At 52.5% G+C, this 16,232-nt stretch carries 19 protein-coding genes and 3 pseudogenes; 16 read left to right on the forward strand and 6 right to left on the reverse strand.

What is annotated here, in order from left to right; translation table 11 throughout:
• The first annotated feature begins 6 nt into the window (after positions 1-6).
• Genes A7C91_RS03590 through A7C91_RS03610 form a run of 5 tightly spaced genes read left to right on the forward strand, consistent with a single transcriptional unit; the run spans position 7 to position 3,889 of the window.
• A complete protein-coding gene (locus A7C91_RS03590) occupies positions 7-1,110 on the forward strand; it encodes a DegT/DnrJ/EryC1/StrS family aminotransferase (RefSeq protein ID WP_068667386.1) in 1,104 nt (367 codons plus the stop codon).
• A 6-nt stretch (positions 1,111-1,116) separates the two neighbouring features.
• Positions 1,117-1,302 carry an antitoxin family protein gene (locus A7C91_RS03595; protein ID WP_068664978.1) on the forward strand — a complete coding sequence of 62 codons (186 nt, stop codon included), beginning with the start codon at positions 1,117-1,119 and terminating at the stop codon, positions 1,300-1,302.
• Entirely contained in the window at positions 1,299-1,538 is a 240-nt protein-coding gene (locus A7C91_RS03600; protein ID WP_068664980.1) for a hypothetical protein, read from the forward strand. Before A7C91_RS03595 ends, A7C91_RS03600 begins: the two co-directional genes overlap by 4 nt.
• Before the next feature lie 45 nt (positions 1,539-1,583).
• Complete coding sequence (locus A7C91_RS03605; RefSeq protein ID WP_068664981.1) at positions 1,584-2,534, forward strand: UDP-N-acetylglucosamine 3-dehydrogenase; 951 nt, start codon at positions 1,584-1,586, stop codon at positions 2,532-2,534.
• Positions 2,531-3,889, forward strand: coding sequence for a nucleotide sugar dehydrogenase (locus A7C91_RS03610; protein ID WP_068664983.1), 1,359 nt, complete (start codon positions 2,531-2,533; stop codon positions 3,887-3,889). The genes A7C91_RS03605 and A7C91_RS03610 overlap by 4 nt, the downstream gene beginning before the upstream one ends.
• On the opposite strand, the gene A7C91_RS11625 is transcribed toward A7C91_RS03610, so the two are convergent.
• The 3 genes and pseudogenes from A7C91_RS11625 to A7C91_RS11635 all read right to left on the reverse strand — a co-directional run.
• Positions 3,823-4,320 carry a glycosyltransferase gene (locus tag A7C91_RS11625; RefSeq protein ID WP_234394461.1) on the reverse strand — a complete coding sequence of 166 codons (498 nt, stop codon included), beginning with the start codon at positions 4,318-4,320 and terminating at the stop codon, positions 3,823-3,825. The genes A7C91_RS03610 and A7C91_RS11625 overlap by 67 nt on opposite strands.
• 30 nt (positions 4,321-4,350) lie before the next feature.
• The gene (locus A7C91_RS11630; protein WP_068664985.1) at positions 4,351-4,971 is read right to left on the reverse strand and encodes a glycosyltransferase; all 621 of its coding nucleotides are present in this window, start codon (positions 4,969-4,971) and stop codon (positions 4,351-4,353) included.
• 40 nt (positions 4,972-5,011) lie between these two features.
• Positions 5,012-5,148: pseudogene (locus tag A7C91_RS11635) on the reverse strand (NDP-sugar synthase); the annotation flags it as partial.
• On the opposite strand from A7C91_RS11635, the pseudogene A7C91_RS11065 reads away from it, so the two are divergent.
• The 6 genes and pseudogenes from A7C91_RS11065 to A7C91_RS03640 all read left to right on the forward strand — a co-directional run.
• Positions 5,145-5,417: pseudogene (locus tag A7C91_RS11065) on the forward strand (NAD-dependent epimerase/dehydratase family protein); the annotation flags it as partial. The pseudogenes A7C91_RS11635 and A7C91_RS11065 sit on opposite strands and share 4 nt — an antisense overlap.
• A 72-nt stretch (positions 5,418-5,489) precedes the next feature.
• The gene (locus A7C91_RS03625) at positions 5,490-6,626 is read left to right on the forward strand and encodes a site-2 protease family protein (RefSeq protein WP_068664987.1); all 1,137 of its coding nucleotides are present in this window, start codon (positions 5,490-5,492) and stop codon (positions 6,624-6,626) included.
• 202 nt (positions 6,627-6,828) lie between these two features.
• On the forward strand, positions 6,829-7,800 hold the full coding sequence (locus tag A7C91_RS03630) for a TIGR00269 family protein (RefSeq protein ID WP_068664989.1): 972 nt from the start codon (positions 6,829-6,831) through the stop codon (positions 7,798-7,800).
• Positions 7,797-7,928 (forward strand): hypothetical protein, encoded by a 132-nt coding sequence (locus tag A7C91_RS12135; protein WP_267886253.1) that lies wholly within the window; start codon positions 7,797-7,799, stop codon positions 7,926-7,928. Before A7C91_RS03630 ends, A7C91_RS12135 begins: the two co-directional genes overlap by 4 nt.
• A gap of 145 nt (positions 7,929-8,073) precedes the next feature.
• Complete coding sequence (locus A7C91_RS03635) at positions 8,074-8,601, forward strand: hypothetical protein (RefSeq protein WP_324609511.1); 528 nt, start codon at positions 8,074-8,076, stop codon at positions 8,599-8,601.
• A 9-nt stretch (positions 8,602-8,610) separates the two neighbouring features.
• Positions 8,611-8,906, forward strand: a pseudogene (locus A7C91_RS03640) (transcriptional regulator).
• Here the strand turns inward: A7C91_RS03640 and A7C91_RS03645 are convergent.
• Positions 8,893-10,887 carry a DUF460 domain-containing protein gene (locus A7C91_RS03645; protein ID WP_068664991.1) on the reverse strand — a complete coding sequence of 665 codons (1,995 nt, stop codon included), beginning with the start codon at positions 10,885-10,887 and terminating at the stop codon, positions 8,893-8,895. The pseudogene A7C91_RS03640 and the gene A7C91_RS03645 overlap by 14 nt on opposite strands.
• A 49-nt stretch (positions 10,888-10,936) precedes the next feature.
• The gene (gene pcp / locus A7C91_RS03650; protein WP_068664993.1) at positions 10,937-11,539 is read right to left on the reverse strand and encodes a pyroglutamyl-peptidase I; all 603 of its coding nucleotides are present in this window, start codon (positions 11,537-11,539) and stop codon (positions 10,937-10,939) included.
• A gap of 61 nt (positions 11,540-11,600) precedes the next feature.
• Here pcp and A7C91_RS03655 point away from each other — a divergent pair, with 61 nt between their 5' ends.
• The 5 genes from A7C91_RS03655 to A7C91_RS03675 are packed head-to-tail and all read left to right on the forward strand — an operon-like array spanning position 11,601 to position 14,624.
• The gene (locus tag A7C91_RS03655; RefSeq protein ID WP_068667388.1) at positions 11,601-12,716 is read left to right on the forward strand and encodes a geranylgeranyl reductase family protein; all 1,116 of its coding nucleotides are present in this window, start codon (positions 11,601-11,603) and stop codon (positions 12,714-12,716) included.
• Between the two features lie 9 nt (positions 12,717-12,725).
• Positions 12,726-13,076, forward strand: coding sequence for an ASCH domain-containing protein (locus A7C91_RS03660; protein ID WP_068664995.1), 351 nt, complete (start codon positions 12,726-12,728; stop codon positions 13,074-13,076).
• Between the two features lie 57 nt (positions 13,077-13,133).
• Complete coding sequence (locus A7C91_RS03665) at positions 13,134-13,349, forward strand: hypothetical protein (protein WP_068664997.1); 216 nt, start codon at positions 13,134-13,136, stop codon at positions 13,347-13,349.
• A 44-nt stretch (positions 13,350-13,393) separates the two neighbouring features.
• Positions 13,394-13,765 carry a prenyltransferase/squalene oxidase repeat-containing protein gene (locus tag A7C91_RS03670; protein ID WP_068664999.1) on the forward strand — a complete coding sequence of 124 codons (372 nt, stop codon included), beginning with the start codon at positions 13,394-13,396 and terminating at the stop codon, positions 13,763-13,765.
• On the forward strand, positions 13,758-14,624 hold the full coding sequence (locus tag A7C91_RS03675; RefSeq protein ID WP_068665001.1) for a hypothetical protein: 867 nt from the start codon (positions 13,758-13,760) through the stop codon (positions 14,622-14,624). Before A7C91_RS03670 ends, A7C91_RS03675 begins: the two co-directional genes overlap by 8 nt.
• A gap of 31 nt (positions 14,625-14,655) precedes the next feature.
• Here A7C91_RS03675 and A7C91_RS03680 read toward each other — a convergent pair whose 3' ends face one another.
• Positions 14,656-16,155, reverse strand: coding sequence for a carboxypeptidase M32 (locus A7C91_RS03680; protein WP_068665003.1), 1,500 nt, complete (start codon positions 16,153-16,155; stop codon positions 14,656-14,658).
• Positions 16,156-16,232: the final 77 nt, after the last annotated feature.

Genomic DNA, 16,232 nt, shown 5'->3' on the forward strand with positions numbered 1-16,232 from the left:
GTGAAAATGAGAAATATACCCATTGCCAAGCCCCTGATAGGGGATGAGGAGATAAACGCCGTCGTTGCAGTTTTGAGGAGTGGAATGCTGGCCCACGGAAAGGAGGTCGAAGCCTTCGAGAGGGAGTTTGCCGATTACCTCGGCGCCAAGCACGGAATAGCAGTCGCCAATGGAACCGCTGCATTGGACGTTGCCCTCAAGGCTCTCAGAATAGGACCTGGAGATGAAGTCATAACGACGCCCTTCACCTTCATAGCCTCTGCCACTTCGATCCTCTTCCAGAACGCAAAACCGGTTTTTGCTGATATCGATCCGAAAACCTACAACCTCGATCCAAATGAAGTTCTTGAGAGGATAACGGACAAAACCAAAGCCATCCTCGTCGTCCACCTCTACGGTCAGCCTGCGGACATTAAGGCCTTCCAAGAAATAGCCGAGGATCATAACCTCTACCTCATCGAAGACTGTGCCCAGGCACATGGTGCAGAATTCAACAGCCAGAAGGTTGGAACCTTCGGCCACGTTGCAGCCTTCAGCTTCTACCCAACGAAGAACATGACCACCGGTGAGGGCGGGATGGTTGTTACGAACGACGACGAGCTCGCAAAAAGGGCAAAGCTCATTAGAAGCCACGGGCAGGCCGAGAAGTATCTCCACGTTGAGCTCGGCTACAACCTAAGGATGACAAACATCGGCGGAGCACTCGGTAGGGTTCAGCTCAAGAAGCTCGATAAATGGAACGAAATTAGGAACGAGAACGCAAGAAGGCTTAGTGCTGGTATTGAGAAAATCCCCGGACTTACGCCACCGTACGTCGATCCAAGGGTTTATCACGTTTTCCACCAGTACGTGATCAGGGTTGAAGAGGACTTTCCGCTTAGCAGGGACGAGCTTATGGCAAAACTGAGGGAGAGAGGTGTAGGCACTGCCGTCCACTATCCCATGCCCGTCCACTGGCAGCCTCTCTTCCAGAAGCTCGGCTATGAAAAAGATTGTTGTCCGAAGGCGATAGAGGCAAGTAAGAGAGTCCTCAGCCTGCCAATTCATCCCGCGGTGAGCGAAGAGGACATCGAATACATTGTGAAAACGCTGGAAGGGCTCTCAGGGTGATGGTTTTTGGGGAGGGTTGGAGTGGGTTACAGAAACGGCGTGTTCGTGCTGCTGAGGAAACTTCACATTAGGGAAGGAACCAGGGGAATAGTAATTCTAACTGCTGGTAGGAAACTCGTGGAATTCGCCAGAAAGCACAGGAAGAAGGTTCAAGAGGATGTCCGGGCGGCGTTCCTGGAGGAGAGACGATGATCGTGGTTGATATCCCGGTTTTCGTTGATTTATTTTTTGAATACGACAGGAACAGAACGAGATTATCAGAGCAGTTTTTTGAGAATGTAAACAGTGTTTCCCCCTTTGAACCCGAACTTTTTAATATGAAGTCAACTTTTAAAGTTCTGAATTTCATAGAAACCCGGGAGCTCTTTGAGCTGGTATTTCCCATCGCCCTTGAAACGGGATGTAAAGTAGCATCTCCTGGAAGGTGAAAAGGTTATTGAGGAGGTAACAAAATTGCTTGGGAGATGATGACAATGCTCCGCGTTGGTGTTGTTGGCGTTGGAATGATGGGCCAGCACCATGCGAGGGTTTACTCGGAGCTGGCCAAAGAGGAAAAAGTCGAGCTCGTTGGGGTTGCTGATGCCAACTTCGAGAGAGCCAGGGGGATAGCGAGGAAGTTTGGCACGATTCCATACGCAGACTATCGGGAGCTCGCAAGGGAAAACCTGGACGCAGTTAGCGTTGCTGTTCCAACTTCTCTCCACAAAGACGTCGCTCTGGAATTTATAAAGGGGGGGGCGAGCGTTCTCGTTGAGAAGCCGATAGCGGACACCATAGAAAACGCCAAAGCAATCATTATTGCTGCGGAGGAGATGGGGGTTACTCTGATGGTGGGCCACATCGAGAGATTCAACCCCGCTGTAATGAGGCTCAAGGAGCTGATATCTCAGGGAGAGCTGGGTAAATTGGTAACGATTAGCGCCAAACGGGTTGGCCCAATGGCGGCCCGTATACGCGACGTCGGGATAATAATAGACCTCGGAGTCCACGACATAGACGTGATAAGCTACCTCTTCGGCGAGCCGGTTAGAACGGTCTATGCGAGGGCCGGGAACGTTGTTCACCCAGCGGGAGTTGAAGACCACGCCCTAATAACGCTCGGCTTTGACGAGGGCACCGGAATAGTGGAAACCAACTGGCTCACACCTCACAAAACCAGAACGCTCACTGTCGTCGGAACAGTGGGGATAGCGTACCTCGACTACATTGAGCAGAACCTCAAGCTCTACAATAGCGACTGGGTCAAGGAGGCTAAGATACGGAGGAGGGAGCCTCTTAGAAACGAAATCGAACACTTTCTCGAGTGTGTGGAAGAAGGGAAAAATCCGATAGTTGACGGGAAAGGTGGCCTCCATGCCCTCAAGGTAGCACTCCTCGCCCAGCAGAGCGCCAGAACTGGGGAAGTTACGGAGGTGGAGGTATGAGGCTAATCGGGTTGAATAGAGAAGAGATTAAGACAGCAATCAAAGAAGGAAAGGTCACCATAGCAGTCTACGGGATAGGGAAGATGGGCCTTCCTCTCGCGGCGGTTTTCGCGGATCACGGTGCCAAGGTTATAGGTGTTGACATCAACGAAAAAGTCGTTGAGATGATAAACAGGGGCGAGAACCATGTAAAGGAAGAGCTCGGCCTTGATGAACTCGTCAGAAGAAACGTTGAAGCTGGAAGGCTGAAGGCAACGACTGACGGAGTTTGGGCCGCAAAGCAGGCTGACGTTATGATAATCCTAGTCCCAACGCTCACCGATGAGAGGGGCAACCTCAAGTTCGGCCCGGTCTATGACGTCGCTGAAAAGATTTCCCAAGGGCTGGAAAAGGGGAACATCGTGATAACCGAAGCAACAATGCCGCCAGGAACCACAGAGAGCTTAGCCCAGACCCTTGAGAAAAGTGGCCTCAAGCTCGGAGAATTTGGCCTTGCTCACGCCCCAGAGAGAACAATGACGGGAACCGCCATCAGAGATATAACCGGCCAGTATCCCAAGGTAGTTGGGGCAAGCGATGAAAGAACCCTTGAGGCCGTCATCGGGATCTACGAGACGATAAACAGGAAGGGCGTTATTCCAATGAGCTCCATAAAGGCGGCCGAGGCAGTCAAGGTCTTTGAAGGAGTATACAGGGATGTTAACATTGCTCTCGCAAACGAACTGGCAATGTGGTGTGAGGAGTACGGTTTAGATGCCCTCGAAGTGTTCCAGGCGGCCAACACCCAACCTTACTGTCACCTCCACATGCCTGGGGCGGGTGTGGGGGGTCACTGTATTCCGGTGTACCCCTGGTTCGTGATAAATCTCGCCAAAAAGACCAACCCTCGCCTGATCAAGACTGCAAGGGAAATAAACGATTCAATGCCCCACCACGTTGTTGGGCTCGCCGTAAAGGCCCTCAATGAAATCGGTAGACCTCTAAAGGGAAGCAACATTCTCGTGCTCGGTCTAACTTTCAGGGGCGGCGTCAGGGGATTCATAAAGGCCGCGGCGAAGCCGATCATTGATGAGCTCAAAGAGTGGGGAGCCAACGTCTACGCCTACGACCCACTCTGCACTCCAAAGGATGCAGAACGCTTTGGGGCAGAATGGAAGGAGGACTTCAAGAATATCGATGCTATTATCATAACCGCTGACCATAGGGAGTTTGAGGACCTTGACCTGAAGGAGCTCGCTAGAGAAATGAGAAGTAAGGTTATAATCGACGGGAGAAACGTCCTAGATCTTCAGAAAGCTGAGGAGCATGGTTTTGTATACCTAAGGGTGGGTACGCTCAATCTCCGCCAGCCATAAGTCGGCTGTCCTCTCCCATCCGCAACTGACCGAGACCCCTTTGTCCTTTTTCCCATCTTTCGTCTTAAAGCCTCTCCAACAAGAAGGGACATCAAAGCCCTCCCAAACTTATTTTCCTCCACAACAACCCCGCCCCTCCCGTTCTCTACCAAAAACCTCGCGGCATTCATGGGGGTATTGAGCGTAACCACCGGCAGGCCAGAAGCCATGGCCTCCAAAACAACCATCCCAAAACCCTCCCTCCTCGATGGAAGGACGAAGACCTTCGAGGCCTTCATAAGGGCTATCACGCGCTCATAGGGAAGGAACCCCGTAAAGACCACGTTTTTCTTAAGGTTCAGGGCCTTTGCCATCATCATTAATCTCTCACGTTCGGGCCCGTCTCCAACTACAATGGCCCTAACGTCTGGGATTTCCTTTTTTACCCCCACCAGCGCCCTTAATAGCAAGTCAACGCCCTTTTAAGGAATAAGTCTGCCAACGAATATAACATCGGACTCAAGCTCAGCGGGAGGAATTGACCTTATCAGTTCAACGTCAATGCCGTTAGGTACTACTGTGATAGGTTTTCTCAGGCTAGCTTCCAGAAGGTCGAGTTTTGTCTTCCAAGAGACCGCAATGTGTCGATCAAAGGAAAAGAGGGTCCTCTCAACGGCTTTTCCCACCATTCCCGCAGGGCCCCAGTACCTCAACCAGTAATCCCCCCAGAACTCGTGCCACGTGATGATGGCGTTCGAAAGATCCCTCAGCGCAAAGGCACCGGGATAGAAGAGGTTCTGGACGTCAACGACATCGTATCGCCGGAGCTCATCAATGCGCCTGCGGAGAAGAGCGGCAAGGCGTAGCATCGGCAGAGGATTCCGCTTTCCAAAAACATAGATCTTCTCCCGATTCCCGAGCCCATGATAATAAACCCCATTTCGCTCCATGTCCTTCGGCCCCTTCCAGTGCTTGTAACCGTAAACGTGAACTTCGTGACTCCTAGCCAACCTGATGACCAACTCGTAAATCCTCTTCTCAACGCCGCCCTTCACCCCGGGATAGATAACGTCGTAGACGAAGGCTATCTTTAGGATCTCCATAACAGATAAAGATAAAAGATGCGAGGCTAAAAGAGTTCCCTCACTCGCCTCTTTGTATCTTGGCGTGTCCGCCAACAAGGCTCTTCCAGAGCTCAAGTTCATTATCTCACATTTTTCATCGATTATGGAACGCCATATCGTCGAGTTCCTTATCACAGTCCTCCTAAAGATTATCGAGTGTTTATGGTGATGCTTTGCTTATTCCGACTTCAGAGGACTATGCTCCACTCGAGCCGATAAGCGTCTACGGGGGAGCGAAGCTCGCGGCTGAAGCCCTGATAAGCGGCTACGCCCACACCTTCGACTTCAGAGCTCTCGTCTTCAGGCTGGCCAACATAATAGGCGAGCGCTCCAACCACGGCGTCATCTACGACTTCATCAACAAGCTCAGGAAGAACCCCGATGAGATGGAAATCCTGGGCGACGGAACCCAGAGGAAGAGCTACTTCTTCCGGCTGAGGATTAACTTTTATAAAGTACCGCCGAGTAGTTAGGATAGCGGGGAGGAGGTGTTGATAATGGTCAGCACACTCATTATGGTCATCGTTGGGATAATAGCCTTCTGGGCGCTCGTGTATGCCGCATTTGGCAGGAAAGAGGAGGAAACAGAAGAGGGCCTGGCAGTTGATCTTTTTATTGCAATGTGGCGGACAAAAAAGCTGCTGGGCCTCATCGACAATCTCGCCCATAGATGGAAGCGCTTCTGGAGGATTTATGGAGACGTTGGTATAGTTCTCGGATTCCTTGGTATGGCATATGTCTTCTATGCCCTTCTAAGGACCGCGATGAATACGATACAGAACGGAGGCGAGCAGGCCGGAGTCCAGCTTGTGATACCAGGCATCACAATCCCTCTCTCATATGGCCTGATAGCCCTTGTAGTTGTTATGGTCGTCCACGAGCTGAGCCATGGTATAGTTGCGAGAGCCGACGGATTGCCCCTCAAGTCTGTCGGCCTAGTCCTTCTTGCAGTAATCCCCGGTGCCTTCGTTGAACCCGACGAAGAAGCCCTCAAGAAAGCTTCCTTACGTTCGAGACTGAGAGTCTACGGCGCCGGTTCGCTCGCCAACATAGTGACGGCGCTGATAGCGGTTCTCATAATCAACTTCGCCATAACGCCAGTTCTCCAGTCCTCTGGAATACTCGTGACAGGGGTTCTAGATGACGGCCCAGCCTACGGCGTCCTCCACCAAGGAGACGTAATAATCGCGATGGACGGCCAGCAGATAAAGGACATGGAGAAGTTCATCAGCTTCATGAACACCACCAAGCCCGGCCAAGTCGTAACGCTGACGATACTGAGGGACGGGAATAAGATGAACGTCCAGCTGAAGCTCGGAGCGCATCCAGAGAACCCAGAGAAGGGATACATCGGAATCTACCCAGCCCCATACTACGTCTCAAAGGTAGGACACAACAACATAATCTTTCCGCTGTTCTTCACGTTCTACTGGATATACGCTCTCAACCTCGGAATAGGTTTGATGAACCTTTTCCCATTGATCCCCCTCGATGGCGGCAGAATGCTTGATGACATAGTTAATGCCTACCTGCCGGAGAATGTTGCTAAACCTGTAAGGCATTTCACAATCGGAGTAGGGCTGTTCCTGCTGGCTTTGAACCTGTGGCCAGCTTTGAGGAGCCTTGTTGGATGACCAGTTTAACCTCACACGCTCCCAATATTATCTTTTCTCCCCCCACGAAAGTCTAGACAGCCCAAACTTTGAAAGCCGTCAATAACCTTCGGAGCTGAAGGGAGGTTAAAAAAATGAGATACCAGACCAACTTCAAAACTTCATGACCCTGTCGTGAACTAATCTTTTTAAATGGTATTACATTTGCTCCACCGGTGAGGACATGAAGTGCTCCAAGTGCAACCGCGAGGCGGTCTATCATGCACGCTACACTGGGAGATACTACTGTAGGAAACACTTCAACGAGATTGTGGAGAAGAAGTTCAAGGAGACCGTTAAGAAGTACAGGCTCATAGAAAAGGGTGAGAGGGTAGCCGTTGGTGTGAGCGGCGGAAAGGACAGCGTCGTTCTGCTCCACCTCCTTGCTAAGCTCCAGAAAAAGTTTCCCTTCGAGCTGGTGGCGGTAACGATAGACGAAGGAATAGCCGGCTACCGTCCACCGAGCGTGGAGATAGCCAAGAGAAACGCCAAAGAGCTCGGCATAGAGCACAGAATCTATTCCTTCAAAGAGTACATAGGCTTCACCCTCGATGAGACCGTTGAGATAATGGGAAGCTTTGAGAAAGGTGAAAGAGTAGGTGCCTGCTCCTACTGCGGCGTCTGGAGAAGATGGCTCCTCAACTACGCGGCCAAAGATGTGGAGGCCGATAAGCTGGCTGTAGGCCACAACCTCGACGATGAGGTTCAGATGTTCATAATGAACATATTGAGGGGAGACATTGCCCGCTTGGGCAGGACCGGGCCTTACTACGAGGAGATTCACCCCGAACTGGTTCCAAGGATAAAGCCCCTCCGCGAGATTCCCGAGAAGGAGATAATACTCTACGCGGTGCTGAACCATATTGAAGTCGATTTGAGCGAGTGCCCCTACGCCGTCGAAGCCTTCCGCGCCGAGATAAGGGACTGGCTTAACGAGATGGAGGAAAAGCATCCGGGAACGAAGTACCAGATTCTCAGGAGCTACGACAAGCTCTTCCCGCTCATAGCGAAGACCTACACGAAGAAGACGAGCGAGCTTAACCGCTGCAAGATATGTGGCCAACCGACGACGGGCGAGATATGCAAGGCCTGCCAGTTCAGGTTACAGGTGGAGAAGAAAGATAGGGAGAGGGGCTTAACCTTTAGGGTGGGATGAAAGCTCATCACCACAGCCACTTCTCAAGGGACTGGAGTAACTTCTACGGCATCCCCCGAGGGAGGTATCGAAATATAGAAGTCGAGAAGTTCATTGAGAGGCCCAGACTCACGAGAGCCGGCAACTGAAATTTTTTCTGCATTCCAGAATTTCACACGGGTTATAAATAGCTTTACCGCGTATATTTAATTGAGGTGAAAGCATGGAGGAAGTTAGGGAGCTTAAGAGCGTGTTGAGAGAAAACTTATCGCTGCCGGCAAGCTCTATGAGGCCTTGAACTTCGCGATATGGCTGGCAATAATTTTCCTCTACTACGACACCCCGGCACTCCTTAATATACCGTGGCAGTTCAATCTCGTCTACTGGCCGATTGCCTTTATCGTGGCGATAACGTTCGCAGGAAGGGTGTGGAAGAGGTTCGTCGAGATAGCAAAGGCAACTGGCAGAAAGGTGGAGTCCTCAAAAAGGGAAGGAATGCTCATTGCTCTCTCGTGGATTCTCGGAATCGTGATAGGAGGAGTGATCCTCCAGACCTCAATAGCAGTTAACGCAGAAGCGAAGCTCGCGGTCGGCTCCCTGAGCTTCATAACGCTCTCCATACTCGGCATGTTCCTAGTCATAGCCAAGTTCAGCGGAACTGGGAAGGAGATAATTCCCGCGTTCCTCATTCCAGGAATACACATTCCTGTAGTCTGGAACATGGAGAATGGAGCCATGATTCTGGCCGGCTTCGTCGTGGCCTTGGGCTTCGCGGTCACGATACTCCTCTACATCCACAACGCCTTCAAGGCCATCGAGTAGGGTGATAGAATGGAGCCCCTGAGGGAGCTGACGAAGAACCACGTCCTCGGAAATCCGATTCGGTTGGGCATTATGCTCTTTCTTCTGCCCAGAGAAAAGGTCCTGTTCTGAGATCTGCTCGAAGTCCTCGAGGTAACGCCCGGAAACCTTGACTCCCATTTAAAGGCCCTTGAAAAAGCCAGCTACGTTGAGATCTACAAGGTAATCGCCTACAGACTAGGACTGCAGTTAAAATAACGGAGAGAGGAGCAAAGGAAATGGCAGAGTACCTGGCGACGCTGAAGAAGATCCTCAGTGAGATTTAGACTCGTCCTCAGCTTTTCTCATCAGCTCCTTAACACGCTCGATGCGGTACTCCTCGATAAGGCGGAGGAACTTTTCAGTTTCCCTCTCGCGGTCTTCCTCCGCCCACTTCGCCAAGAGTTCCCCGATGGCCTTCTCCAGTGTTTCCCTCTCCACAACGGCAAACTCGTCAACCCTCTTGACGTCGAGCTCCTGAGAGGTGAAGAAGGGCACGTGAGCCTCCTTGAGAACCTCGACAACGGCTAAAGGCAGGGGCTTCTCAGTTATCAGCGCTCGGATTTTCTTTTCGACTAGAGACTCCGCTATGGCTTTTCCGGCGCCGGCCGGGTTGATCACGAAGAGGACGTCACCCTTCCTGATTCCTATCTCCCGCTCAAGCCTCTCAAGCTCGCGCCAGCTGAGAACCTCCATGACCTTGAGAGGAACTGCACTTCCCCGTATCTCAATGACGTTCATCCGCTTAACTTGAGCCAGATCTCTGCTCAAACGCTCGATTATCGCCTTCGCCTCTCTAAGTTCTCTCTCAAGCCTCTCTATGCGCTTGACCTTGGCCTCAAGCTCCCTCTCGCGGAGAATCTTCTTCCTGACCTCCTCGTCGTAATCCACGAGCCTCCTCTCAAACCTTCCTATCGTCTTCCTCTGCTCCCTTATGATTCCCCTCAGCTCTTCGTTTTCCCTCTCGAGGAGCTCAATCCTCTTCTCAAGCTCACGGATTCTCCTGAGATATGGCCCAAGATCAACGCTCGGCTTTTCCTCAGGCTTCTCCTCTTCCCTCTTTGGCCTCTCACGGAGGGTTACACGCTGCATGGCCTCGCCGAGGTTGTAGCCCTGAATCACAAGGGCCTTGACCTCATCTGCCCTTTTGGTCAGCCCTGCCTCCCGGAGCTTCGCCTCCACGTGATCCAGCTTCGGCTTTAGCCTCAAGTAGGCCTTGTAGGCTGCAGCCAAGGCGTCGCGCTGGTGATCGTCCTCAACGCTTACACCAAGGTTTCTCAAAAGCTCGTTTTTCTCCTCCACGCGGAGGCTCTCCCTCGGGACGAAGAGCTGGGCCTTGAAGGAACGGGCTATCTTCTCGACGAAACCAGGGGCGGGATTAACGTCGGTTGCCACCATTACCGGATGACCGACGTCGCTTATGAAGCGGAAGACCTCACCGACGGGCATGTTCCTCTCACTGTGGAGCGCCACTATGTTTCCGCTTAAATCAATAGCCGCTATTCCAACGGTTATTCCCGGATCTATGCCGACTATTATGCTCCTGCGCTCCTTTATGGCCCTCTCGCTTTTCAGCGGAGCAAAACCCATCTCGGCCCTCTCGACTGGGTAAATCCTGACCTCAACGTCGCCGCCGCGCATGGGTCTTATTAAGCCAGCCAGCTCTTCCCTGCTCGCGTAGACCTTAAACTCGCCCTTCGCCAGGCCGTAGTCCTTTTCTTCAACTTCTAAATCGAAGGGAACGTCGGCCCTCTTCAGCCTGTCCTCTATCTCCCTAACCTTGTCTCTAACCAGGTTGTGGACGCGCTTCCTATAGCGGTCCTGGCTCCAGCCACCTTTCCCATGGCTCCTACCGCGTGTTACCTTGATTACGACCTCATCCTCGAAGGCCAGAACTTCATAACCAACTCCCCTGGCAGCGAGGAGGGCGCATACCTTGGCCTCCTCGTAGGGATCGAACTTATCGCCAGCCCTTATCCCATGCTCTTTAGCCAAGCTCCAGAGGGAGCGCTGCTCGCCAGGTCTTCCGGTTACCTGAACGAGCTTTGTCTCATTGGGTAGCGCCCGGAGGAACTTTCTCAGATCATCACCCAGCTCGGTTACGCTGTCCATGGCGACTATATCCGGCCTCTTGCTCTGGATGAAACGGATTAAGCGGTATAGAGTGAACTCACCCTTTCTCTCGAGTTTGCCGTTGAACCAGCTCACGACGGCAAACCTCTTAGGGTGCTCGCTTATTATGTCAATTCCGAGGATTAGAATAGGCATCACCCTCAGGGGGATTTATAAAAAGTTGGGAAAGAGCTTTAAAAAGGTTTTAGTCCTTCAGCGAGGTTCTAATAGCAACCTCGTAGGCCCTCACTATCGTTTCTAAGGCCATTGAGGGCCCAGGTTTGTCGAGGGCCTGCTCGTAGACGAAAGGAACATGGATGAAGCCGGCTTTGGTTTCCATTCCGGCGACGGCTATCGTATGGAGGGCAGTGTACATAGCCGTGTTGCAGACGTAGGTTCCGGCGGTGTTTGAAACGGCCGCGGGTATCTTTGCTTCCCTCAATGCCTTAACGATGGATTTTACCGGCAAGGTGGCGAAGTATGCATCCGGTGCCCTCTCGAAAATCGGCTCGTCCTCCGGAACAAAACCCTCATTATCGGGCATCGTTGAGTCCATTACGTTTATGGCAACACGCTCCACTGTGATGTTCGGTCTCCCGCCGGCCTGCCCAGTCAGAATGACCAGATCCGGCTTTGTCTCCACTATGAGCCTCGGCAAGAGCTCTCTAACGCCCCTGAAAGTAACTGGAAGCTGGCGCTTTATCAGCTCTGCACCGGCGATCTCGTCCGGCAACCTCCTGACTGCCTCCCACGAGGGATTTATCTTCTCCCCACCGAAGGGCTCGAAACCAGTAATCAGCACCTTCATGATGACCACCAAAAAGGTTAGGTTTTTAGGTTTAAAAACGCACCCAGTGTGAGGGATGAGGATGAAGTACGACGTTCTTATAATCGGTGGTGGACCCGTTGGCAATTATCTCGCTAACCTGCTCGCGAGGGACTTCAGCGTCGCGGTGGTGGAGAAGAAGGGCTCCTTCGGAGGAAAAGCCTGCACTGGCATAATAGGAGCCGAGAACTTCGAGAGGCTCGGTCTTCCGGAGGAGGCCATCCTCAACAAGCTTAGGGGAGCAGTCTTCTACTCCAGAATACAGAGCTTCGAGATTGAGAGAAAATCACCGCAAGCTTACCTTGTCGACAGAAAAATCCTTGAGAAAAGCCTCGCTGAGAAGGCCGCTAAGCGTGGAGTGGACTATTACATGGGCACGACTTTCCTAGGCTTCAAGAACGGAAGGGCCGTTCTTCAGAGGTTCGGCGAGAGGTTTGAGATTGAAGCTGGCTTCTATGTCGGCGCCGACGGCGTGAGCAGCACCGTGGCGAAGGCCATTGGAGCTCAGACAAACGCCGAGTTCCTGAGTGGCTACGAGGTTGAAGTAGTCGGTGACTTCCCGAGGAAGGACTTCGTTGAGGTGTGGGTGAACAAGGACATAAACAAGGAGTTCTTCTTCTGGGTTGCGCCGGTTAACGAAGGTCTAGCAAGGGTCGGAACCTTCGGAAGCCTCGATGCACTCTACAGGTTCCTCAAGATCAGGATGCTCAAGCCGAACGCTGTGGTCGAGTTCAAGGCAGGAAGCGTCGGTTTTGGTGTGAGAAAGCCCTGGATAAGGGGGAATGTGGCGCTTATAGGCGATGCGGCACTTCAGATAAAGCCCACCACGGCGGGGGGAATAGTGTACGGGATGATCTGCGCCCACGCCCTCAGAAGCGCCCTTATCGAAGGCAGGCCCAAGGAATACGAAAAGCTGTGCAAGAGCATAAAAAGACAGATATCCTTTGGGCTCCGCTTCAGGAAAGTCTTCAAAGGCCTGAGTCAGGATGACATCGAAAAGGTTTTTGAGGTTCTCGGAAGTGAGGAGGCAAAGGAAGTAATAGAGAGCCAGGCCGACTTCGACGACCATGTTAAGACCGCCAAAGCCATAATTAGAAGGCCGAAGCTCCTCGCGAAGCTCCTGAGGATAAGCCCGAGCATCGTCAGGTACCTTGTGTGAGGCGATAGTATGGCAACGTGGAGAATGGGTCTTCAGGAGGAGTACCTCAAGGCGATAGCCGAGGGCAGGAAGAAGGTCGAGGGAAGACTCTACGACGAGAAGAGGCAGGGAATAAAGCCAGGCGATACGATAATCTTCGAGAACAAGCTCATGGTGGTCGTGAAGGACATCAGAGTTTACTCCTCCTTCAGAGAGATGCTTGAGAAAGAGGGCCTTGAGAACGTCCTGCCTGGAGTAGATAGCATCGAAGGAGGCGTGAAGGTTTACAGAAAGTTCTACAGCGAGGATAAGGAGAAGAAGTACGGTGTCGCGGCCCTGGAGGTAGAGCCTATTGGGTGGGTTGGGGAGCCGCTGGAGTGAGCTCCGGACTACCAAAAAGTTAAAATCATTCCCTTCCTTTTTAACACGGTGTGGTGTATGAAAAGACCGTCCACGATTCTCGTGATACTCCTGATGCTTTCTTCCCCAGTCCTCGCGCCATTAATATCGGCGGGACTTCCAGTCCCGGAGCATTACATTGAGGAGTATCAACTCAGAACGCTCCACTCCTACACCTGGGACAGCATCGAGAGCGTCTCAGGATGGGGAGCCTTCCGGGAGAACGAGTCCTTCTACCTGACCTGTCTCAAGTAATAGCCCTCGCGAGGAGCGGTTATCCAAGGAACTCGACGGAGTTATTGAGGCTGGTTGAGGAGATAAAATCGAAGCAAAACTCCGACGGATCTTTTCCGGCGATAATCATCGACGACTATCCTAAGCAGGAGGGGGAGCTGTTCTACTGGGAATTTTCAAAGGCAGCCGAAACCGGGCTTGCAATAATCGCTCTCCTCGAAGCTGGTGAGAGCCCGGACTCAGATGTCATAGCTAAAGCCACAGAATTCCTCCGGAAGAACGAGACTGAAGACCACTGGACGAGCACCGTCTATCTTTACTGGGAGGAAACGAGAATCAACTTGGTCAAGGAGTCGCCGAGCATTGTGGCGACGGCTTACGCCGTTGTGGCGCTCTCAAGGCTGGATACGACGTCTCCCGGGAATAGGAATGGATAGGGGGAGACTCACCCCGGAGAATCTTGTAACTCCCTACCTGAACAACTTTTTCACGGGCTTTCTATTTCTGATGCCCTACCGCGACATAAGGGCTCCATACGAGAGCCTGGTTCTGCCCCTGTTCTTTCTGAGGGAGAAGAACATGACGCCGCCCAGGGAGACACTTGAGTTCATGGCTTCCCTCCTCAAAAGGACTCAGTACCGCGGAAACGCGACGCTGAGACTGAGCTTTACAGGAGTTACGAACTACACTGTGGAGAAGATGATGTACACCATACCGGGCTGGACGGCGGTAGAAACCCGGAACGGGACCAGAAGAAAGGCTGCAATAAACGTCAGCCTGGGAATCTCGGAGTGGGGGAACAAATTTTTGATACGCTCAAACAAAGCCCTCCTGAGCAACGAATCCGGCTTCTTCAGAGGGAGCATAAGGCTATTTCCAGAGCTTCCAGAGAACTACATCAGCTTCATCGGGTGCGGATACGCCGAAAGGAGCGTTTTCCAGTTCAGGGACGAAAAGACCTACGCGGTAATAGAAGACCCCCACCTCGACGGCTCTTGGAACCACGATGTTTATTCAACGGCGATAGCGCCGATATGGCTTCATCTTGCCGGCAGGAACGATGGAAGTACGGAAGATGTCCTGAGGTTCCTTAAACTTGTGAGTTCCAGGGAGGGCATGGCCTTTGACGGCGAGGCCTACGCGCTGATGGCACTGAGCCTATACGAAGGAAAATGTGAGAGCAACAAACCAGGCCAGTGGAAGAGAAACCAAGCTCTCAATCCGGACTTTCATGGAAGCTGCCGGCGATTTTCGCTGCTGGACTCCTACTCGGTGTGCTCATCGGCGCCAAAGTGAGTAGAAAATGAAGGTGTAGAGGGAAAAGAAATCACAGATACCTCTCCTTCACCCAGCGGACGAAGTAGTCCGGGTTCAGCTCCTCGCCGATGGCCTTCTTTAAGAGCTCCTTCGGTGGGTAGATACTACCCCAGCGGTGTATCTTCTCCCTCAGCCAGGCATTGATGGGCTCGAACTCGGCTCTAGCAACCTTCTCCTCGAAGTCCGGAATGTCCCTCTTCATGTGGTAGTATATCTGCGCTGAAAGGAGCGTTCCGATGCTGTAGGTCGGGAAGTAGCCGACAGTACCATGGGCCCAGTGGATGTCCTGGAGTATTCCCTCGGTGTAATTCTTGGGCCTTATGCCGAGGAGCCTCTCCATCTCCTCGTTCCAGAGCTCGGGGAGGTCTTTCGCCTTGACACCCTCGTTGAGCATCATCCTCTCGAGCTTGAAGCGAAGGAGTATGTGGAAGTTGTAGGTTACAACGTCGGACTCGGTCCTGATGAAGTCCGGCCTGACCATGTTGAAGTAGAGGTAAACATCCTTGGGCGTGTAGTTGGCCATGAAGGGCAGGTTCTCCTTGAGCACGGGATGAATCAGCTCGGCAAACTCCCTGCTCCTTCCGATTATGTTCTCCCAGAACCTGCTCTGGCTCTCGTGGATTCCAAGGGAGACGCCTCCAGCGATTGGGCTGAACATGAAGCGCTCATCCTGCTGGAGCTCGTAGAGGGCATGACCGAACTCGTGGACGGTGCTCAGTATGGTCCTCCTGAAGTCGTAGCCCTCGTATCTGGTCGTTATCCTGACGTCCCTTATGCCAAACTCTGTGGTAAACGGATGGGCCGAGACGTCAAGCCTCGAGCGGACGCCGAGCGGGAAGCCGAACTTCTCCAGAATCCAGAGGTTAACGCGCTCCATCTGCTCCCTCTCGTACTTTTCCTTTTCGAGCGGATGGCTCTGCGGGACCTTTCCCTCCTCCATTATTTTTTCGAGGAGCGGCTTGAGCTCCTTCTCCAGCTTTTTGAACATCCTTTCGACGTCTCTGGTGGTTGTCCCCTCCTCAAAGAGGTCGAGCAGGGCATCGTAGGGCTCGTCCTCGTAGCCGAGGTAGTCAGCAGCCCTCTTGGCGAGGTCTATGATTCTGTCGAGCCAGGACTCGAACTTGGAGTAGTCGTTGGTTCTTTTAGCATTTTCCCATGCTTTTGTTGCCTGGCTCGTTACCTCACTCATCTCCCGGAGGAACTCGGGTGGGAAAGACTTGCTTATCCTGATTGAGCGGTCGAGGACGCGAACGACGCCGCGCTCGTACTCGTTGAGGTCTTCGATTCCCTTCGCCTTCTCGACGAGCTCGACAAAGTCAGGCCTTAGAAGGAACTCCTGGCTAAGGACGGAAAGCTCGCCCTGGGCAACAGAGCGCTCTAGTATGCCCTCTCTAGGCATGTTAACCTCCATGTCCCAGCCGAGAACGCTCTGGGCGTGGCTAATGGCCCAGATGCGCCTGTACTTGGCGAGAATCTGCTTGATGGTTTCGTTCTGGAAGACTTCCTCCATGGCAACCACCCCACTGTCTTTAATTCAGCATTGGAATTAGGCTCTTTTAATCTTTTCGATGAGCATCTGAACGGAGG

The sequence above is a fragment of the Thermococcus piezophilus genome, from assembly GCF_001647085.1.
Classification (GTDB): domain Archaea; phylum Methanobacteriota_B; class Thermococci; order Thermococcales; family Thermococcaceae; genus Thermococcus; species Thermococcus piezophilus.